Origin of the sequence: Tsukamurella spumae, assembly GCF_012396015.1 — a bacterium.
GTDB classification, from domain to species: Bacteria; Actinomycetota; Actinomycetes; order Mycobacteriales; family Mycobacteriaceae; genus Tsukamurella; species Tsukamurella spumae.
Genome location: NZ_JAAXOQ010000015.1, coordinates 49,584 through 69,129 on the forward strand (window position 1 = coordinate 49,584; position 19,546 = coordinate 69,129).

Sequence of the window (19,546 nt, forward strand, 5' to 3'; positions counted from 1 at the left end):
GGCCTGCTCACCTGCGAATTCGACCAGGTTTCCTTACGTGCACGGCGCGGGCCGTACATTGAGTTCCATGACTGAAGCCGACTCGACGCACCGCGCGACACCGCCGGCCATCGTCGTCGTCGACGACGGGTTCGGTACGCCGCTCGCCGCCGAGATGGACGGCCGCTACGGTCACGACTACGACGTGCGGATCATCGACCGTGATGCGCTGCGCGGGGCCGTGGACCGGTGGACGAGCGCCGACCGCATCGCCCTGGCGATCATCGCGGCGAGGCCCGACGGCGACATCACGGAGGATCTCGCGGCGTTCGATCACCTGCACGCCGCGACGCCCACCACGCGGCGCGTCCTGGCCGTCCCCATGGCGGCGCTCGAGATCTCCTCGTCACAGGCGCAGCAGGCCGTCCTGCAGAGCTCGATCGACACCTTCCTCACGATCCCCGAAGGGGAACGCGACGAGGAGTTCCACACGGCGATCGTCGAGTACCTCTCCGACTGGGGCTGGTCCGTGGCGCGGCCGGACGTGCACGCGGTGACCGTGGTGACCGACGACATCCCCGCCACCGCGCCGATCCTCGACTACCTCGACCGGATGGGCATGCCCTTCGGCCTGTACGCGCCGGACGCTCCGGAGGCGGCCCGGATCCGGGCCGAGCTGCCCCCCGACGCCGGGCTGCCGATCGTGGTGTGGCGCGGGCGACCCGCGCTCGTCGCGCCGACGATGCAGGAGGTCGCGCGCGGATGGTGGGGCTCGGCCGGCGAGGTACCGGAACTCGAGATCGCCGATGTCGCCATCATCGGGGCCGGCCCGGCGGGCCTGGCGGCATCCGTGTACGCCGCCTCGGAGGGCCTCAAGACCGTGGTGATCGAGGCCGAGGCCGTCGGCGGCCAGGCCGGTACCAGCTCGATGATCCGCAACTACCTCGGCTTCCCGCGCGGCATCTCCGGCATGCGCCTGACCCAGCGGGCGCTCGCCCAGGCCCAGCGCTTCGGTGTCGTCTTCCACACCGGGTACACGGTCACGGGCCTCGAACAGGGCGACGTGCACCACCACGTCCTCGTCGACGACCGCCGCCTGTGCGCACGCGCGATCATCGTGGCATCCGGGGTGTCCTACCGACGGCTCGCGGTCCAGTCGGTGGAGGACCGCATCGGGGCCGGTGTCTACTACGGCGCCGCGACGGGCGTGGCCAGGGAACTGACCGACAGGAACGCGGTCGTCGTCGGTGGCGGGAACTCCGCCGGTCAGGCCGCCGTGCATCTGTCCAAGTTCGCGCGCGAGGTCTCGATCGTCATTCGGCGCTCATCGCTCGCGGCCACCATGTCCGACTACCTGATCCGGGAGATCGACACCATCCCCAACATCACGGTGATCGGCGGCACCGAGGTCGTCGGTGCCCACGGCGCACCGCACCTCGAGCAGCTGGATCTGCGGGACAACGCGACGGGCACGGTGCGCACCGTCGACGCGGCCGGCCTGTTCCTGCTCCTCGGCGCCGATCCGAACACCTCCTGGGCACCGTCGTCGGTGGTGCGCGACGATCACGGCTTCCTTCTCACCGGGCGCGACGTGCCGCCCGAGGCGTGGGGCTCGCCGGTGCCGCCCGCGGCGCTGGAGACGTCGATCCGCGGCGTCTTCGCCACCGGCGACATCCGCGCCAACTCGATGAAGCGCGTCGCGTCGGCGACCGGTGAGGGCGCCTCGGTGGTCCCGCTCGTGCACGCGTGGCTCGAGGAACTCGACGAGCGCACCGCCGGGTCGACGTAGCGTCCCGGCACGAGTACAGCCCCATCACCAGTGAAAGGATCCACACCATGGCAGATCTACGCAGCCTCCCGCGTGAGCAGGAACTGCACTTCAACAATCGCAACATCGCGGAGTTCCGGGACAACGGAGGCCGCGTGGGCGGCGCCTTCGACGGGTTCCCGCTCCTGCTGCTGACCTCGGTGGGCGCCAAGTCGGGGGTGGAACGCACCTCACCGATGGCCGCGTTCACGGTCGACGGACACACCTACGTGGTGGGGTCCGCCGCCGGACGGGACGCGGATCCCGCCTGGGTGCACAACATCCGCAAGACTCCCGCCGTCACCGTCGAGCTCGGCAGCACGAGCTACCGCGCGACCGCGGTCGAACTGGAGCGCGCCGAGCGCGACCGGATCTTCGCGGTGGTCAGCGCCCAGGCGCCCGGATTCGCCGAGTACCAGCGACTCACCGAGCGGGTCATCCCGGTCTTCGAGATCGTGCCGTCCACGACTGAGGGGAACTGACATGAAGGTGATCTGCATCGAGGAGCACGTCTCCGACGAGGCCGTCGAGACCGCGGCGCGCGCGGACTTCGGAAAGGTCGCGTCGTTCCTGAGCTCGATCAGCGACGAGGTGACCGCCGGGGACGGCACGCGACCCCAGATCCTCTCCCTCACCAGTGCGGCGCAGGGCGCCGCCGATATCGGCGACGCGCGCCTGCAGCAGATGGACGACCACGGGATCGACGTGCAGGTCCTCGCGCTGGGCAACACCGGCGCGACCCAGTTCCTCCCCGCCGACTCGGCCGCTCAGACATGCACCGACTCCAACAACCGACTCGCCGACCTGATCGCCGTGCACCCGAATCGCTTCCGCGCATTCGCGGCGCTGCCGTGGTCCGATCCCGAGGCTGCGGCGAGCGAGCTCCGGCGGACCGTCAGCGACCTCGGATTCGTCGGCGCCATGCTGTGCGGAAACGTGGGCAACGCCTTCCTCGACGATTCCCGGTTCGACGTCCTCCTGGCGGCCTTCGCCGAGACCCGGGTTCCGCTGTACCTGCATCCCAATGCTCCCATCCCCGCCGTCCGGGAGAAGTACTACGACGGGCTGGGCGACGAGGTCAGCGCTCGCCTCTCGGCGTTCGGATGGGGCTGGCACAACGAAGCGGGCATCCACGCCATCCGGCTGATCCTCTCCGGCGCATTCGACCGTCACCCGGACCTGCAGGTGATCAGTGGCCACTGGGGCGAGATGGTCCCGTTCTTCCTCCAGCGCATCGACGATGCCATCCCGCTGTCGGTGTCCGGCCTCAGCCGCACCGTCACCCAGACCTACCGCGAGCACTTCTACGTCACCCCCAGCGGCATGGTCGGCGACCCCTATCAGCCCCACTTCCGGTTCATCTACGACATGCTCGGCCCCGAGCGGATCATGTACTCGGTCGACTACCCGTACGTCTCGATGTCCGGTGCGAGCGAGTTCCTCCTCGGCCTCGACATCCCGGACCGCGATCGCGACCTGATCGCGCACGGCAACGCGGAACGACTGCTCAGGCTGTGAGCGGGACAGGCGCGGCGCGAGGTCGCCCGCACGCTTGCGCCTAAGCTGGCGGAGATGTCCGGATCACTTCAGGCCGCCCTGCGCGGCTACAGCGAGTTCCTGCGCTCGGCTGACGGCCGGCCCGCCCTGCTCGGGCTGGCCGGTGCCGTCGTGACCACGCTCGGCAGCTTCGGCGCGGGCGCGATCCGCGTGCACGACACGACGCTCGAGGCGACCCACCTGTCGTGGTTGCGATTCGGGCACGGGCTGGTGCTCAGCTCGGTGCTGTTCTGGACGGGCATCGCGCTGCTCGTGATCGCCTGGATCCGGCTGGGGCGCGCCGCGATCGCCGGGCGGCTCGAGGCCCGGGACGTGGCGGGCACCGTCGCCCTGTGGATCGTGCCGCTCCTGGTGGCCGTGCCCCTGTACTCGCGGGACGCGTACTCCTATCTCGCGCAGGGCGCGCTGCTGCGCGACGGCTTCGACCCGTACGTCGACGGTCCCGTGGTCAACCCGAACGGCCTCCTCGACGACGTGAGCGGCATCTGGACCACCACGACCGCGCCCTACGGTCCCCTGTTCATTCTCATCGCGCGCGCGATCACGACGGTGCTCGGCGACAACGTGCCCGGCGGCGTGATCGCGCTGCGGGTGGTCATGCTGCCGGGGATCGCGCTGTCGGTGTGGGGCGTGGCGAAGCTGGCGCGGCATTTCGGGGCGCGGCCCGCGATGTCGCTGTGGCTGGGGGTGCTCAACCCACTGGTCATCGTGCACCTGGTGGGCGGCGTGCACAACGAGGCGCTCATGGTCGGGCTGATGGTCGCCGGGATCGCGCTGGTACTCGACGGGCGGCACTGGTTCGGCGTCGCGGTGATCGTGACGGGGGTGGCGGTCAAGGGCACCGCCGCGATCGCGCTGCCCTTCGTGGTGTGGATCTGGTTCCACCACCGGCGCGCGGCGAACCCGCAGGAGTCGGCGCCGCGGGCCTTCGGCGCGGTGCTGGCCGCATCCGTCGGGATCTTCGTCGCACTGTTCGCGGCGCTCTCGCTCATCGCGGGGGTGGGCCTCGGCTGGACCACCGCGCTGGCGGGATCGATCAAGATCATCAACTACATCACGCTGCCGACGGCGATCGCGCAGATCACGGCCTTCGTGGCCGCCCCCTTCACCGATCTGCACCTCGCGCCGATCCTCATCGTCACGCGCGCGCTGGGCATCGCGGCGCTCGCGATCTCCCTGGTCGTGCTGTGGTGGCGGTTCCGGCAGGACGAGCGGCGCAACGTGATGGGCATCCTGCTCGGGCTGCTGGCGGTGTGCGTGCTCTCCCCCGCATCGCTGCCCTGGTACTACACCTGGCCGCTCGCGGTGGCCGGGGCGTTCACCTGGTCGCGGCGCACACTGGCGATCATCGCGGGCCTGTCGGTGTGGTTGATGGTCGTGTTCATGCCCACCGGCTCGATCGGCCTGTACTCGCTGTGGAACGTGGCGCTCGCGGTGGCGTTGGGCGCCCTGGCCGGATGGTCACTGCTGCGGCCGGACCCCCTGGGAGTGCGACCACGGCTGGGCCTGGCGCCCGCGGTCTAGAACGCCATCGACTGGGCGCGCCGGATCATCTCGCGCGCCGAGTCGGTGTGCAACAGCTCCGCGGGCGCACCGTCGAGATCCTCCTGCGGCTCGAACAGCCAGCGCATGATCTCGTCGTCGCGGAAGCCACCGTCGTGCAGAACGCTCAGCAGGCCGGTGAAGTGCTTGGCGATGGAGAACCGTCCGTCGACCTCGCCGAAGAACAGCCGCGGAATGTGGATGTCGCCACCGCGCCGCACGGCGATCAGCTGGTGATCGCGCAGCAGCTGCAGCACCTTGGACTGCGACACGCCGAGCCCCTTGGCGACCGTGGCGGTGTTGTAGGTTGCGGTGCCCTCGGGCAGCAGATCGTCGCTGACGAACGGGATGGAGCTCACCGACACAGGGTACCGAGCGGGCATCGGCTCCCGACCGGCAGGCGTGCCACGCGGACGATTCGGAGCTTTCCATCCCGGGGTCGCTAGGCTGAACTGTCGGCACCGCCCGAGATCGAGAGGACACGAAGACGGTGAACACTCCGCGCGACCGCCTGATCGGCGCCCGCATCGAGGGGCGCTACCGCATCGATGCGGTGATCGCGCGTGGCGGCATGTCCACCGTCTACATGGGCCTCGACCTGCGGCTCGACCGTCCGATCGCCATCAAGGTGATGGACCCGAAGTACGCCGCCGACGCCCAGTTCGTCTCCCGCTTCGAGTTCGAGGCCCGCGCCGTCGCCAAGCTCAAGGACCCGGGCCTGGTGGCCGTGTACGACCAGGGCGTCGACGGCGAGCTGGCCTTCCTCGTGATGGAGCTCGTCACCGGCGGCACGCTGCGCGAGCTGCTCGGCGAGCGCGGCCCCATGCCCCCGCACGCCGTGGCGGCGGTCATGGGCCCGGTCCTCACGGCACTGGGCACCGCGCACCGCGCCGGCCTCGTGCACCGCGACGTGAAGCCGGAGAACGTGCTCATCTCGGACGGCGGCGAGGTCAAGGTCGCCGATTTCGGTCTGGTCCGGGCCATCGCCGCCGCGTCGGTGACCAGTTCGTCGGTGATCCTCGGCACAGCGGCGTACCTGTCCCCCGAGCAGGTGGAGTCGGGCAACGCCGACGCCCGCTCCGACGTGTACTCGAGCGGCATCCTGGCCTACGAGCTGCTCACCGGGCAGGTGCCCTTCACCGGCGACACGGCGATCTCGCTCGCCTACCAGCGCCTGCACAACGACGTCCCGCCGCCCAGCGCCGCGATCGCCGGTGTGCCGCCGGAGTTCGACGAGTTCGTGGCCCGGGCCACCGACCGCGATCCGTCGCGTCGGTACGCGGACGGTTTCGCGATGGCCGACGCGCTGAGCGCGATCGCCGAGGATCTCGACCTGCCGCCGTTCACCGTGCCTGCGCCGCAGTCCAGCGCGGAGCAGCGCGCCGCCGCCGCGATGTACGACGCGCAGCGCGGCCAGCCGCTCATCCCCGCCGCCGCGGAACCGACCGGCGCGTTGATGCCGGGAGCCCCGCTGCCCGGGCCCGTGCCGCCCGTCGCGCCGCCGCGCACCGTCGCCCAGCCCCTGCCGCAGGGCCCCCACCCCACGCGCGCCGAGACGATGCACGAGCCGCTGCCGTCCGAGTCCGCGCCGCCCGAGCGGGTCGGCCCGCCGAGGAAGGGCCGCGCGAAATCCTGGGTGATCGTCGCGATCATCGCGGTGGTCTCGCTGCTGCTCGCGGTCGGCGGCTGGTGGCTGGCCTCGGGGCAGTACACCTCGGTCCCGAACGTGACCGGCATGGACCGCCCCGCCGCCGAGAAGGCGATCAAGGACGCGGGGCTCGACGTGGCCCTGGACGGCTCCTTCAGCAACGACGTCACCGAGAACACCGTCACCGGCGTCGATCCCTCCGCGGGCAGCCGGATCAGCCGGTTCGGCACCGTCACCGTCAAGTACTCGCGCGGCCGGCCCGTGGTCCCGCAGTTCCGCGCCGGTGACAGTCCGGAGAACGTCGAGAAGCTGTTGCGCGACAACGGCCTCGTCGCCAAGAGCGGCCCCGCGCAGTTCAGCCGCGACATCCCGCAGGGCGGCGTCATCGGCCTCTCGCCCACGCCGGGCACGCGCGTGTCCGTCGGTTCGACGGTGACCGTGGTCGCCTCCGCCGGCAACCAGCCCGTCCCCATCCCGGACGTGCGCGGCCGCTCGCCCGACGAGGCGACGTCGATCCTGCGCTCGGCGGGCCTGACCGTCAAGGAGACCAAGCAACAGTTCGACTCCTCGACCGAGGCGGGCAAGGTGTTCGGCACCGATCCGTCCGGCCAGGTGAACAAGGGCGGCAGCGTCACACTGCTGGTGTCGAACGCGTTGACGGTGCCGGACGTGACGGGCAAGACGGGCGCTGAGGCGACGCAGCTGCTGCAGCGCGCGGGCCTGGTCGCGGACCTCGCCGGCGAGACCGGTTCCGGCTCCGTCGTGGTCTCCACCAGCCCGGCCGCGGGCGGCCGGGTGGACCCGTCGAACAATCGCGTGACGGTGACGATGGCCTCGCGCATCACCGTGCCGTCCGTGACCGGGATGAGCGTGAGTCAGGCCCGTTCCGCGCTGCGCGACGCCGGGCTGCAGGTGAAGGTCAACGGCATCTTCGCCTCCGACAAGTCGCAGGTCATCTGGCAGGATCCGGGCGGCGGCTCGCGCGTGTCCGCCGGGTCGACGGTGACCATCACCGCCATCCCGTAGCACCGCGGACCGATCCGGCGCGGCCGTGGGGTTCCGCGGACTACCGTGTGCGCCATGGACCGCACCTCCGCCCTGGCCCGCGCCGTCGCCCTCGCCGCCGTCGGCTCGATCGTGCTCGCCGGCTGCACGGCGCCCCCCGCCGCGGACGGTGGCCGATCGTCCGCGGCCGCGGCATCCTCCTCCGCCGTCGCCCGTGGCGTCGCCGGCCAGGTCGCGGCGCTGCTCGCGGAGGCCAAGGCGGCGTTCGACGCCCCGACTCGCACGTCGACGGCGGGCAACACCGACAAGACCGTCGACAACATGGCCGTCGTCGAGCAGAAACTGCTGGAGGCGTCCGCGCTCGCGCCGTACCGGGCCGACCTGTTGTTCAGCGCTGCGTCGGCGCGGATCGCGCAGAAGAACGTGCCGGGCGCGCTGGAGCTGTACCGCAGGGTCCTGGGCTTCGCCCCGGACGACGACGATGCCCACACCTACCTCGCCGTCTGGAACCGCTTCCTCGGCGACGCGGCGGGCTCGGCCGCCGAGATCGAGCAACTGCGCCGGGTCGCGCCCGATCGGGTCCCCGAGGTCGAGGCGCTGTTCGCCGCGATCGATCGGGCCGTCGCGTCGCCCCTGACCGACTCGTCACCGCGGATCGTCCCGCCGGCCACCGGCATCGTCGTGCTCGGTTACGCGCTGAAGAAGGACGGCACGATGGATGCGCCGCTCGTGCAGCGACTCGAGAAGACACTGGAGGTGGCCCGCGCGCTGCCCGCCGCGCCGATCGTGGTGACCGGCGGCGTCGAGCAGGCGGGGAACACCGAGGGTGCGGTGATGAAGGCCTGGCTCGTCGAGCACGGGGTCGACGGCGCCCGAATCACCGACGAGAACTTCGCGCGCACCACCGTCGAGAACGCGCTCTACAGCTCGTACGCCCTCGCGACGAAACGCGTCGACCACGCGGTCCTGGTGAGCTCGGCGAGCCACGTGCGGCGCGGCACCGTCGACCTGGTCCTGGCGGCACGGGAGAACCTGCCCGCGACCTTCACCGTGAGTTCCGTAGCGGCCGTGGACAAGCCACTCGCCGATCTGGCGAACCCGTCGGCCGACGAGCTGCGCAGCATCTACCGCGACGCGCTGAGCACCATCGGGCTGTGGAGCTACCGCAGCGCACCGCTGCTGCAGCGCTGACCGCTTCCGTCAGGCGCGGAGCACTCCCCGCAGGTCGTCGAGGACGGCGGGGTTCTCGATCGTCGACGGGACCGCCTCGTCGCGGCCCTCGGCGATGGCCCGCATGCTGCGCCGGAGGATCTTGCCGGAGCGGGTCTTCGGCAGCGCGGCGACGATCGCGACCTCCTTCAGCGCGGCCACCGCCCCGATCTGATCGCGGACCCGCTGCACGATCTCCGCGCGGACCGTGTCGTGGTCCCAGTCACCACCGGCCTTGAGCGCCACCAGGGCCCGCGGCAGCTGTCCCTTGAGCTGGTCGGCCACGCCGATCACCGCGCACTCCGCGACCGCGGGATGCCCGGCGATCGCGGCTTCCAGTGCGCCGGTCGAGAGCCGGTGTCCGGCGACGTTGATCACGTCGTCGGTGCGGCCCATCACGAACAGGTAGCCGTCCTCGTCCAGGTAGCCGCCGTCACCGGTGAGGTAGTTCCCCGGGAAGGTGGACAGGTACGAGTCGATGTAGCGCTGATCCGCGCCCCACAGGGTGGGCAGTGTGCCGGGCGGCAGGGGAAGCGCGATCACCACCGCGCCCTCCGTTCCCGCCGGCACGTCCTGTCCGGCATCGTCGACGATGCGCACCCGGAAGCCCGGTACGGGGACGGTGGCGCTGCCCGGCTTGACCGGCATCGGTTCCACACCACGGAGATTCGCGGCGATTGACCATCCGGTCTCGGTCTGCCACCAGTGGTCGATCACCGGCACACCGAGCTTCGCGGACGCCCACTGATAGGTGTCCGGATCGAGTCGTTCGCCCGCCATGAACAGGGTGCGCAGGCTCGAGATGTCGCTGCGGGCCACGAACTCCGCCTCCGGATCCTCCTTGCGGATGGCCCGCAGCGCGGTCGGTGCGGTGAACAGGTTGCTCACGCCGTGCCGCTCGATGACCCGCCAGAACGCGCCGGCATCCGGCGTACCGACCGGCTTGCCCTCGTAGACCACGGTGGTCGCGCCGATGAGCAGCGGCGCGTAGACGATGTAGCTGTGGCCGACGACCCAGCCGACGTCGGAGGCCGTCCACCACACCTCGTCCGGATGCGCGTCGTAGATCGCCCGCATCGAGTAGGCGAGCGCCACCGCGTGCCCTCCGTTGTCGCGGACGACGCCCTTGGGCTTTCCGGTGGTGCCGGAGGTGTACAGGACGTACAGCGGGTCCGTGGCCCGCACTGCGACCGGCTCCGCGGGCCGCGCGGCCGCCTCCGCCGCCGCCCAATCATGGTCGAGCGGGCCGAGTTCCGCCGTCAGCTGCGGGCGCTGCCACACCAGGACGGCGTCGGGCTTCGCCGCCGCGGCGTCGATGGCGGCGTGCACGATCGGCACGTACGGGAGCACCTTGGTGCCCTCGAGCCCGCAGGATGCGGTGACGATGACCTTCGGCTGCGCGTCGTCGAGGCGGGTCGCGAGCTCCGGCGCAGCGAAGCCGCCGAACACCACCGAGTGCACCGCGCCGATCCGCGCGCAGGCCAGCATCGCGACCACCGCCTCGGTGATCATCGGCAAGTAGATCACCACCCGGTCACCCTGGGCCACACCGAGATCGACGAGCACCCCCGCGAACTTCGAGACCCGCTCGAGCAGCTGCGCGTAGGTGAGCGTGTGCACCTCGCCCGTGATCGCCGAATCGTGGATCACCGCCGGCTGATCACCGCGGCCGGCGGCCACGTGCCGGTCGACCGCGTTGACGCACGTGTTCAGCTCACCGTCCGGGAACCACCGGTAGAGCGGCGCGTCCGCGTCGTCGAGGATCCGCGACGGCGGCACGATCCAGTCGATCGCCGCGGCCTGCTCGGCCCAGAACCCCTCGGGATCGGCGGTACTGCGCTGGTACTCGTCGGCGTAGGCGCCCATGCGGCAACTCCTCTGGTCGAAAGACGATGTCCCCCCAGTGTCCCCCGCGTCCTCGTGCCGCACGCCGGATCCCCCGATCCGGACTCGTGCGCGGGGCTCAGCCCCGCAGCATCTCCGCGACCAGGAAGGCCAGTTCCAGGCTCTGCTGGGTGTTCAGGCGCGGATCGCACGCGGTCTCGTAGCGGCCGGCGAGGTCGGCGTCGGAGATGTCCTGTGCACCGCCGAGGCACTCGGTGACGTTCTCGCCCGTGAGCTCCACGTGCACGCCGCCCGGGTGCGAGCCGATCGCGCGGTGCACCTCGAAGAAGCCCTGCACCTCGTCGACGATGCGGTCGAAGTGGCGGGTCTTGTAGCCCGTCGAGGACTCGTGGGTGTTGCCGTGCATCGGGTCGCACTGCCAGATCACCTTGTGACCGGTCGCCTCGACGGCCTCCACGATCGGGGGCAGGGCCGTGCGCACGTTGCCGTTGCCCATCCGCGAGATCAGCGTGAGCCGGCCCGGCCTGTTCTTCGGGTCCAGCTTCTTGACGTACTCCACGGCCTGCTCGGGCGTGGTCGTGGGGCCGATCTTCACCCCGATCGGGTTGTGGATGAGCTCCATGAGGCCGACGTGGGCACCGTCGAGCTGGCGCGTCCGCTCGCCGATCCAGAGGAAGTGCGCCGAGAGGTTGTAGAGCACCTGCTGAGCCTCGGGGTCCTCCGGGTTGTCGGCCAGGCGGAGCAGGCCGCGCTCGTAGTCGAGCACGAGCGCCTCGTGGCTGGAGTAGATGGTGGCGGTCTTGAGGTTGCGGTCCTCGACGCCGCAGGCGGCCATGAACCGCAGGCCGCCGTCGATCTCCGCGGCGAGAGCCTCGTACCGGGCGCCGGCGGGCGAGTTCGCGACGAACTCGCGGTTCCACTCGTGCACCTTGTGCAGGTCCGCCATGCCGGACCCGGTGACGGCGCGCACCAGGTTCATCGCGGCACTCGCGTTGGCGTAGGCGCGGATCAGGCGCGACGGGTCGTGCTTACGCACCGCTTCCTCGGGCGGGAAGCCGTTGACCATGTCGCCGCGGTAGCTGGTCAGTCCCAGCGCGTCGGTGTCCGAGGAGCGCGGCTTGGCGTACTGGCCGGCGATCCGGGCGACCTTCACCACGGGCATCGACGCGCCGTAGGTGAGCGCGACGGCCATCTGCAGCAGGGTGCGGATGTTCGCGGCGATGTGCGGCTCGGTGTTGTCGACGAAGGTCTCGGCGCAGTCGCCGCCCTGCAGCAGGAAGGCCCGCCCCAGCGCGACCTCCGCCAGCTGGTCCTGCAGCGACTGGATCTCCGGCGGCACGGTGATCGGCGGCACCGACTCGAGCACCGTGCGCATCGCGTCGGCCTGCTCCCGCGGCCAGCTCGGCTGCTGCAGCGCCGGCTTGGCCAGCGCCTCGTCGAGGCGCCCACGCAGGTCGCCCGGGAGAGCCGGGAGCTTCGGGAGGGTATCGATGGGGACGTCGACGGTCCAGTTCACTGCCACGCCGATCAGATTACGCGGGGATCGTCAGCCGACGATCGCCCGGTACTTGGCCAGGTTGTGCCGGGCGTCGGCGAGCGCGTCGTGCGCGTCCGACGGTGCCGCCGGCAGGTACGGCCGGCCCCGCTCGTCCCACAGCTGCTTGAGCTCACGGGTGAACCGCGGCATGGACCGCGGCAGGGCCGTCATCGGTCCCCAGAGCTGGCACAGCGCGACGTGGTCGTACGCCGCGACCCACGCCCACAGCTCGATGTCGCCCGGGCCCGCGGTGAGGAACTCCAGCACGCCGTCGCGGATCGCGGCCCGCGACTGCCACGACTTGCTCGCGGGCGGCGGCAGTTTGGGCAGCACGTTCGCGCGGACCCACGGCCCGGCACGCTCGGGATCGAACTCCGTCGACACGGCGTAGAACTCGCGCCCGTCCTCGCCGACGATGCCGATCGAGACCAGATCTATGGCCTTTCCGTCCTCAATGAATTCCAGGTCGTAGAAGTAGCGCATGGGCAGACAGGTTACGCGGCGCCGGCCTCGCGCTCCCCGCTCGGGACGACCACGCCGTCCTTGACGTCCTGGGCGTAGACGTCCACGTAGGCCTGGCCGGACAGCTTCATCAGCTCGTACATCACCTCGTCGGTGATGGCGCGCTCGATGAACCGGTTGCCCGACATGCCCTCGAACCGGGAGAAGTCGAGCGGCTCGCCGATGCGGATCTGCACCTTCGTGGGGCGCGGGAGGGTGGAACCGGGCGGGTTGAACTTCTCCGTGTCCACCATCGCGACGGGGATGATCGGCGCGCCGGTCTCGAGCGCCATCCGGGCCATGCCCGTCTTGCCCTTGTACAGGCGGCCGTCGGGGCTGCGGGTGCCCTCCGGGTACAGGCCGAGGAGCTGGCCGTCCTCGAGCGCGCCGACGCCGGCGTTGAGCGCGTCCTGCGCGGCGCTCGCGCTGCCGCGCACGATCGGGATGCAGCCCACGGACGAGAAGAACCACTTGTTGAACGCGCCCTTGAGGCCCTTGCCCGTGAAGTACTCGCTCTTCGCCAGGAACTTGATGGGACGCGGCACCATGAGCGGCAGGAAGAACGAATCCATCACCGCCAGATGGTTACTCGCCAGGATCGCCGCGCCGTCCTTGGGCAGGTTCTCGACGCCGATCACCCGCGGCCGGCCCAGCAGCCGCAGCACCGGTCCGATCAGGATCCACTTGAAGACCATCCACCACATGTCGCCCAGCTCCTCGTCCACGCCCTGACGTGCTGCGCCTCACTCTACCGAGGATCCTCGCTCTGCGGGGGTCAGAGCACCTGGGAGAGGAAGCTCCGCAGGCGCTCGCTCTCGGCGTCCTCGAACAGCTTCTCCGGCTTCCCGGCTTCCACGACCTTGCCGGCGTCCATGAAGACGACATTGTCGGAGACGGTGCGGGCGTAGCCCATCTCGTGGGTCACCACCACCATCGTCATGCCCTCGGCCGAGCACTCGGTCATCAGCGCGAGGATGCCCTTGACCAACTCGGGATCCAGCGCCGAGGTGGCCTCGTCGAAGAACATCACCTGCGGCCGCATCGCCAGCGCCCGCGCGATGGCGACGCGCTGCTGCTGGCCGCCCGACAGGCTCGACGGCCGCGCATCGGCCTTCTCCCGCAGCCCCACGACCTCGAGCTCGGCGAGCGCGAGCTCGCGCGCCTCCTCCGCGCTCAGGCCGCGCAGCTTCCGCGGACCGAGGGCCACGTTGTCCGCAACGGACTTGTGCGGGAACAGGTTGAACTGCTGGAACACCATGCCGATGCGGCGGCGCAGCTCGTCCGGGTCGTCCCCCAGCACCGAGCGACCGTCGAGCAGGATGTCGCCCGACTGGGGCTCGTGCAGCCGGTTCAGCACGCGCAGCAGCGTCGACTTGCCGGACCCGGACGGGCCGATCACCGTCGTCGTGGTGCCGGCGGGCACGTCGATGTCCACGCCCCGCAGCACATGGTTCGAGCCGAAGGCGAGGTGCAGGCCCTTGCCCTCGAGCGAGACGGGAACAATCGGCGTTTTACCGGGCACGGAGGGAGTCTGATTGTCAGTCGCAGTGTTCTCGGTCACGGCGGTCAGCCCTTCTCCGCGGCGAGGTCGAGATCCGCGGGAGCCTGCTCCCGCTTGCCCGACCGCAGCCGCGTGTCGATGTAGTTCACCAGGTGGGTCAGCGGCACCGTCAGGACCAGGTAGAACAGGCCCGCGGCCACCAGCGGCGAGAGGTTTCCGGTGTTGGCGTTGAGGTCACGGCCCACGGCGAACAGCTCACGCTGGGAGGCCAACAGACCGAGGAAGTAGATCAGCGAGCTGTCCTTGATGAGCGAGATGAACTGGTTCATCAACGCCGGCAGCACGCGCCGCACGCCCTGCGGGATGATCACCAACGACATCGACTGGCGGTAGCTGAACCCGATGGCGCGGGAGGCCTCCATCTGGCCCGCTTCCACCGACTGGATGCCGGAGCGGAAGATCTCGCCGATGTACGCCGCGGCCAGCAGCCCGAGGGCGATCGCGCCGAGCCAGTACGGGTTGTTGCCGGTCACGTCCTTGACGATCGGCCCGATGCCGAGGCCGAAGAGCAGGATCACGACCACCGCGGGCAGGCCGCGGAAGACGTCGGTGTAGACCCGGGCGGGCCAACGCAGCCACCGCGTACGGGAGATGCCGGCCACCGCCAGCAGCAGGCCGATCACGGTACCGATCAGGCCGGAGACGATCGCCAGGATCAACGTGTTCGGCAGGCCGGTCTTGAGCAGGTACGGGAACGCCTCGCGGTACAGGCTCCAGTTGAAGAAGGTCTCGCCGAGCTGCGCGAAGGTGCCCTTCTGCTCCACGGGACCCGACGCCGCGGGCTTGTCGGCCGCGTGCGCCTTCGCGATCGCCGCGAAGTCGGGCAGCTGCGGCGCGGGCGCCGCCTTCGAGCCCGGCTTCCAGCCCTTCGGCATCTCCCGCGGCGCCCAGTCGGTGTAGAGCTTGGCGTAGGTGCCGTCGGCGATGATCGCGTCGAGGCCCGAGTTCAGCGCGTCGATCAGCGGCTGGTTGCCCTTCGCGACCGCCCAGCCCACGAAGTTGTTGACCGAGAAGGTGTTCTCGACGATGGCCGTGCCGTCGCTGGGCTTGACCTGGCCGTCCGCCTGGGCCGACGGTGCGATCCACGCGTCGATCTGGCCCGAACGCAGGTTCGCGTACGCGGTGGCGTAGTCGGGGAACTTCACCGGCTCCAGCCCCAGCACGTTCTTGACGTACTCGTCCTGGACCGTGCCCTGGACGACGCCGATGCGGTTACCGCCGGTGAGATTGCTGAAACCCTTGATCGGCGAGCCCGACTTGACCACCAGCGAGAAGTAGCCGAAGTCGTAGCCGTTGGTGAAGGCCACCGTCTGGCGGCGCGCGTCGGTCGTCGTGATCGACGACGAGCCGACGTCGTAACGCTTCGTGGCGACCGCGGACAGCAGGCCCGAGAACTCGGTGCCCGAGAACTCGATCTTCAGGCCCAGCTTCTGCGCGATCGCCTTGAGCAGCTCGTTGTCGAAGCCTGTGTACTGCCCCGTCGCCTGGTTCAGGCAGATGCTCGGCGGCGCGTCACCCAGGGTCCCGACGGTGATCGTGCCCGGGTTGATCAGCCCCAGCGCGTCGCGGTTGATCGACTCCAGCGGCACCACCGAGGGCGTCGTGTACTTGTCGACGTCCTGGTTCCCCGCCGCCGCGAGGTTGAGCGGAGCGGCGGACGCGGACGCCTCACCGGGCGGGGCGCACTTACCGGCGTCGGGCGCGGCGGAGGCCGTGCCGGCCGGCGCGAGCAGCGCGAGGAGGAGGCCGAGCAGCGGAATCACGGCCAGCAGCCGGGCGCTTCGGGCGTTTCTGGGTGCAGTCACGCGTGAACCCTACGGGGTCGTCGACCCGCAGACGAGGTTTAGGATCGCCCGTGATCGCAATCCCCGCGGCGCGTGACCGCCTCCCGCGCGAGCGCGGCCGCACCGAGCATGCCGGCGCGCTCGCCCAGCTCCGTCGCCCGGATGCGTGCCTTGCGGCGGTACCGGGCTCCCGTGAGCAGCTCCGCGTAGTGGTCGCGGGCATCGTCGAGGAACAGGCGCGAGGAGGCGCCCACGCCCCCGGACAGCACGATGAGGTCGGGATCGAAGACATCGCTGACCATCGCGAGTCCGACGCCGAGCCACCGGGCGAGGTCGGCGACGGCCTCCTGCGCCACGGGATCGCCCGCCTCGGCGGCCGCGGCGACCTTGCGGCCGGTGAGCGAGCCCGGATCCTCGCCCAGTTCCCGCGCGAGCAGCACACCCCGCGACCCGGAACCGCCCATCATGTCGATCGCCGTCTCCACCAGCGCGGTGCCGCTGCAGTAGCGCTCCCAGCACCCGGACTTGCCGCAGTCGCACGGCCTACCGTCGGGCACGACCTGCAGGTGCCCGAGCTCCGGCGCGACCCCGAAGGCCCCGCGGTACAGCTCGCCCTTGATCAGCAGGCCCGCACCGATGCCGGTGCCGAGCGCGACGACGCACGTGACCTCGCTGCGCTTGGCCGCTCCGTAGACGTACTCGGCCCAGGCGGCGGAGTTCGCGTCGTGCTCCATCACGACCGGCAGCCCGATCCGCGCCGACATCTCCGCGGGCACGGCGGCGTCGCGCCACGGCAGGTGCGGGGCGAAGGACACGATCTGCCGAGACGGGTCCAGGAAGCCCGCGACGGCGAGGCCGACGGCCGCCACGTCGTGATCGACGCACAGCTCCTGCACCACCCGGTCCAGGCAGCGCTCGAGCGCGCGGGCGCTGCGGGGCGTCTCCGCACGGGCCGTGTCGACGACGGTGCCGTCGTCCGTGACGACCCCGGCACGCACGGACGTGCCGCCGATATCGATGCCGATCGTCAGTGTCATGCGGGGTCCTCATCGTCCGGCGCGGCGACGGGCTCGGAGAGCGTGATGTCGATGCGTTCGTAGGCGGTGGTCTGCGACGACGGTGCCGCCGGGGCCTCCTGCACGGCGTCGTCCTGCCCGGGCCCGTCGGCCGTCGGGGCGTCGCGGGCCACCGTCGAGAGGTAGTCCGCGGCCACGGCGGCGGCGGTGATCCGCGCGCTCCCGAGCAGTTCCTCCGCCAAGGCGAGGAGATCGGCCAGGACCTCGTCGGCGAAGTGCCCCAAGGACTTCGACGCCTCGGCGGCGAAGGGCTCGATGTGCCGGGCCACCGCGCCACCGAGCGCGCACAACCGGCACGTCCCGGGCTCACCCTCGGGGTGCGCGGAGTGCTCGGCGAGCGCCGCCGCGAGCCACGGGCGGGCCGTCTCGAACAGGCGCGCCGCCGAGGTGAGGAATTCGTCGGAGGGATCAGTCATGGGGCCAGACCTCCGGGTCCGGGGCGAAGGTCACGCGCAGCTCCCCTTCCGTGTAGGCGGCACCGGCCACGACACAACGGCGCAGCACCGACGGTAGCCGGATCCGCCTCCGCACACCGTGCGCTTCGATCACGACATCCTCCTCGACCCGGCCGAGGCCGATGGTCGCGGGGTCGACGAGCGGTAGCGCGATCCCCCACTCGTACCGCACGTCCAGGCCCTCGCCGCCCAGCCGGCGCACCTCGGGGGCGGGCACCGCGGCGGGCACGGCGTCGAGGATCGGCGTGGTGTCCCAGGTCAGCGCGGCCGCCTGGGCGGGGGTCGTCACGGGGTCCGTCGCCTCGGCCACCTCGACGACGGGGCGATCGAGCACCGTCGAGATCTCCGCGAGGGCCTCGCGCGCATCGTCCTGCGCGGCGACGCGGGCGCGCACCAGCCGCACGCCGGGGTGCGGCAGGTCGAGCGCGAACCGGTCGTCGAGATCAATCAGCCGGCCCAGCACGAGGGCGACGGGCCGCAGGCCCAGCACCTCCAGCGCCGCGAGCTCCTGCCGGGCCCGCTCCGGCCGGCCGGCGTCGCCGGTGAGGACGTAGACCAGCTCCAGGGCGGACCGGTCCGCGACGAACGCGGCCAAGTGCTCCGCGAGGCCCGCGAGGGGCTCGGCGAGCAGCAACGCCGCGAGCGCGCCCGCCGCCGGCCCGGCGGTGGGACCCGACAGCCGGATGTGCCGGGGCCACACGCGCTCCAGGTACGCCGCGAGGGAGGCGGGCGCGGTGAGGAGGGAAACGAGGCCGTCGAAGGCCGGGCCGTCGACGACGACGGTGCCGTACTCGCCCGAGTCCGCGTGCCCGCGGACGGCCCGGAGCACGAGCAGGTGCTCGGCGTCGGCGAGACCGGTGAGCTCGGGGGGCTCCAGCGCGAACGGGTCGAAGCCCGCGCCGGCGTCGGCGGAGTCGACGAGGCCCCGTCCGGCCCGGACCGTGGCGGACAAGCTCTCCCACCACTGCGCGAGCAGCTCGACCGGGTTGAGGTGGACGTGGTCGAAGGGCGCGCCGCCGTCGGCGAGCAGCGGGTCGACGACCCGACCGACGGTGACCAGCAGGGTGCGGCCGCGGTCCGCGGCGCGCGCCGCGAGCGCCGTCGCCGCCGTGGTCCGGCCCGATCCCCCGGCGCCCGCGAGGAGCAGTACCCGCGTCCCGGCAGTCCCGGACGCCCCGTCCGACATCAGGATTGCGCCGCCGACTCGCCCTCGACGTGGCGCTTGAGCTCCTTGAGGGCGGTGTCGGTGATCGCCTTCTCCGCCTTGCGGCGGAGCATCCCGAGCATGGGGATCTGAAGGGTGACCTCCAGCGTGTACGTGACGGTGGTGCCGGCACCGTCGCCCGTGGGCGTGAGGTCGTACCGGCCGTGCTGTGCGCTCTGCAGCGTGCTCGCCGCGAGGTCCCACTCGACGGACCGGCCGCCCGGGGCCCAGCGGTACTCGAGCTCGTAGGTGTCGCGGAGGAAGCCCTCCTCGAGCACGAACCGCACCCGCTCGGGCAGCCCGTCCTCGGTGGTCTCGAGGACGGTGACCTCGCGGGCCGCGGAGACCCATTCCGGATAACGGTCGAAGCCCGAGATGGCGGCCATGATCCGCTCGGGCGACGCCGCGATGACGATGGATTCGCGGGTGCGGTCCCCGTCAGACACGGTCCACCTCCCCGATCGCCGGGCCACCCAGGACCCTGCCGTTCTCGGCGGTGAACTTCACGTCGAACATCACGTCGTGCCCGCGGACCCGACGCTCGCGCACGTCCGCGACGATCTGCTCGGGCGTCATCGGCCGGACGGGCTCGGCGTGCAGGAAGTAGTGGAGCAGGCTGCCGTCCAGGTGCGGCTCGATCCAGAACTCCGAGGTCCCGGCGACCGGCCCCTCGACCTTCCAGCGGATCCCGAGATCGCCCCGGTCCTCGGTGACGGACAGGCGCAGGTCGGGGAACCAACCGCGCCACCGCTGCGCGCCCGCCAGTGCGGCGGCCACGGCACTCGGGTGGGCGGCGACGAAGGCGACGTCGGCCACTTGGATGGTGCTCACCACCT

At 71.2% G+C, this 19,546-nt stretch carries 18 protein-coding genes; 6 read left to right on the plus strand and 12 right to left on the minus strand.

Going from position 1 to position 19,546, the window contains the following annotated elements; translation table 11 throughout:
* Positions 1–67 precede the first annotated feature (67 nt).
* Genes HF999_RS12480 through HF999_RS12495 form a run of 4 tightly spaced genes read left to right on the plus strand, consistent with a single transcriptional unit; the run spans position 68 to position 4,867 of the window.
* Entirely contained in the window at positions 68–1,768 is a 1,701-nt protein-coding gene (locus HF999_RS12480; protein ID WP_168546187.1) for an NAD(P)/FAD-dependent oxidoreductase, read from the plus strand.
* 47 nt (positions 1,769–1,815) lie between these two features.
* The gene (locus HF999_RS12485) at positions 1,816–2,268 is read left to right on the plus strand and encodes a nitroreductase/quinone reductase family protein (protein ID WP_168546188.1); all 453 of its coding nucleotides are present in this window, start codon (positions 1,816–1,818) and stop codon (positions 2,266–2,268) included.
* Position 2,269: 1 nt separating this feature from the next.
* Positions 2,270–3,304, plus strand: a complete 1,035-nt coding sequence (locus HF999_RS12490) for an amidohydrolase family protein (protein WP_168546189.1) — start codon at positions 2,270–2,272, stop codon at positions 3,302–3,304.
* A 54-nt stretch (positions 3,305–3,358) separates the two neighbouring features.
* Positions 3,359–4,867, plus strand: a complete 1,509-nt coding sequence (locus tag HF999_RS12495) for an alpha-(1->6)-mannopyranosyltransferase A (protein WP_168546190.1) — start codon at positions 3,359–3,361, stop codon at positions 4,865–4,867.
* Here HF999_RS12495 and HF999_RS12500 read toward each other — a convergent pair.
* Complete coding sequence (locus HF999_RS12500; protein ID WP_168546191.1) at positions 4,864–5,244, minus strand: Rv2175c family DNA-binding protein; 381 nt, start codon at positions 5,242–5,244, stop codon at positions 4,864–4,866. The two genes, HF999_RS12495 and HF999_RS12500, sit on opposite strands and share 4 nt — an antisense overlap.
* 131 nt (positions 5,245–5,375) lie before the next feature.
* Between HF999_RS12500 and pknB the strand changes: the two genes are divergently transcribed.
* Together pknB and HF999_RS12510 are read left to right on the plus strand one after the other, a co-directional pair.
* Entirely contained in the window at positions 5,376–7,559 is a 2,184-nt protein-coding gene (gene pknB / locus HF999_RS12505) for a Stk1 family PASTA domain-containing Ser/Thr kinase (RefSeq protein ID WP_312854127.1), read from the plus strand.
* A gap of 54 nt (positions 7,560–7,613) precedes the next feature.
* Entirely contained in the window at positions 7,614–8,729 is a 1,116-nt protein-coding gene (locus HF999_RS12510) for an ElyC/SanA/YdcF family protein (RefSeq protein WP_168546192.1), read from the plus strand.
* A gap of 9 nt (positions 8,730–8,738) precedes the next feature.
* Here the strand turns inward: HF999_RS12510 and HF999_RS12515 are convergent, their stop codons facing one another.
* The 11 genes from HF999_RS12515 to HF999_RS12565 form a co-directional block, all read right to left on the minus strand.
* Entirely contained in the window at positions 8,739–10,613 is a 1,875-nt protein-coding gene (locus HF999_RS12515) for an acetate--CoA ligase (protein WP_168546193.1), read from the minus strand.
* Positions 10,614–10,710: 97 nt separating this feature from the next.
* Complete coding sequence (locus HF999_RS12520) at positions 10,711–12,108, minus strand: class II 3-deoxy-7-phosphoheptulonate synthase (RefSeq protein WP_168546239.1); 1,398 nt, start codon at positions 12,106–12,108, stop codon at positions 10,711–10,713.
* A gap of 30 nt (positions 12,109–12,138) precedes the next feature.
* Positions 12,139–12,612: a polyadenylate-specific 3'-exoribonuclease AS gene (locus HF999_RS12525; protein ID WP_168546194.1), complete on the minus strand. Its 474-nt coding sequence runs from the start codon at positions 12,610–12,612 to the stop codon at positions 12,139–12,141.
* Between the two features lie 11 nt (positions 12,613–12,623).
* On the minus strand, positions 12,624–13,334 hold the full coding sequence (locus HF999_RS12530) for a lysophospholipid acyltransferase family protein (protein WP_168546240.1): 711 nt from the start codon (positions 13,332–13,334) through the stop codon (positions 12,624–12,626).
* Positions 13,335–13,405: 71 nt separating this feature from the next.
* Positions 13,406–14,152 (minus strand): amino acid ABC transporter ATP-binding protein, encoded by a 747-nt coding sequence (locus tag HF999_RS12535; RefSeq protein ID WP_168546195.1) that lies wholly within the window; start codon positions 14,150–14,152, stop codon positions 13,406–13,408.
* Between the two features lie 44 nt (positions 14,153–14,196).
* Positions 14,197–15,996: an ABC transporter substrate-binding protein/permease gene (locus tag HF999_RS12540; RefSeq protein WP_376766491.1), complete on the minus strand. Its 1,800-nt coding sequence runs from the start codon at positions 15,994–15,996 to the stop codon at positions 14,197–14,199.
* Between the two features lie 38 nt (positions 15,997–16,034).
* A complete protein-coding gene (locus tag HF999_RS12545; protein ID WP_168546196.1) occupies positions 16,035–17,012 on the minus strand; it encodes an ROK family protein in 978 nt (325 codons plus the stop codon).
* Positions 17,009–17,467: a hypothetical protein gene (locus HF999_RS12550; RefSeq protein ID WP_168546197.1), complete on the minus strand. Its 459-nt coding sequence runs from the start codon at positions 17,465–17,467 to the stop codon at positions 17,009–17,011. The genes HF999_RS12545 and HF999_RS12550 overlap by 4 nt, the downstream gene beginning before the upstream one ends.
* Positions 17,460–18,692 (minus strand): ArsA family ATPase, encoded by a 1,233-nt coding sequence (locus HF999_RS12555; RefSeq protein ID WP_168546198.1) that lies wholly within the window; start codon positions 18,690–18,692, stop codon positions 17,460–17,462. Before HF999_RS12555 ends, HF999_RS12550 begins: the two co-directional genes overlap by 8 nt.
* Complete coding sequence (locus HF999_RS12560; protein ID WP_168546199.1) at positions 18,692–19,156, minus strand: SRPBCC family protein; 465 nt, start codon at positions 19,154–19,156, stop codon at positions 18,692–18,694. Before HF999_RS12560 ends, HF999_RS12555 begins: the two co-directional genes overlap by 1 nt.
* Positions 19,149–19,541, minus strand: a complete 393-nt coding sequence (locus tag HF999_RS12565) for a hypothetical protein (protein ID WP_312854128.1) — start codon at positions 19,539–19,541, stop codon at positions 19,149–19,151. Before HF999_RS12565 ends, HF999_RS12560 begins: the two co-directional genes overlap by 8 nt.
* Positions 19,542–19,546 lie beyond the last annotated feature (5 nt).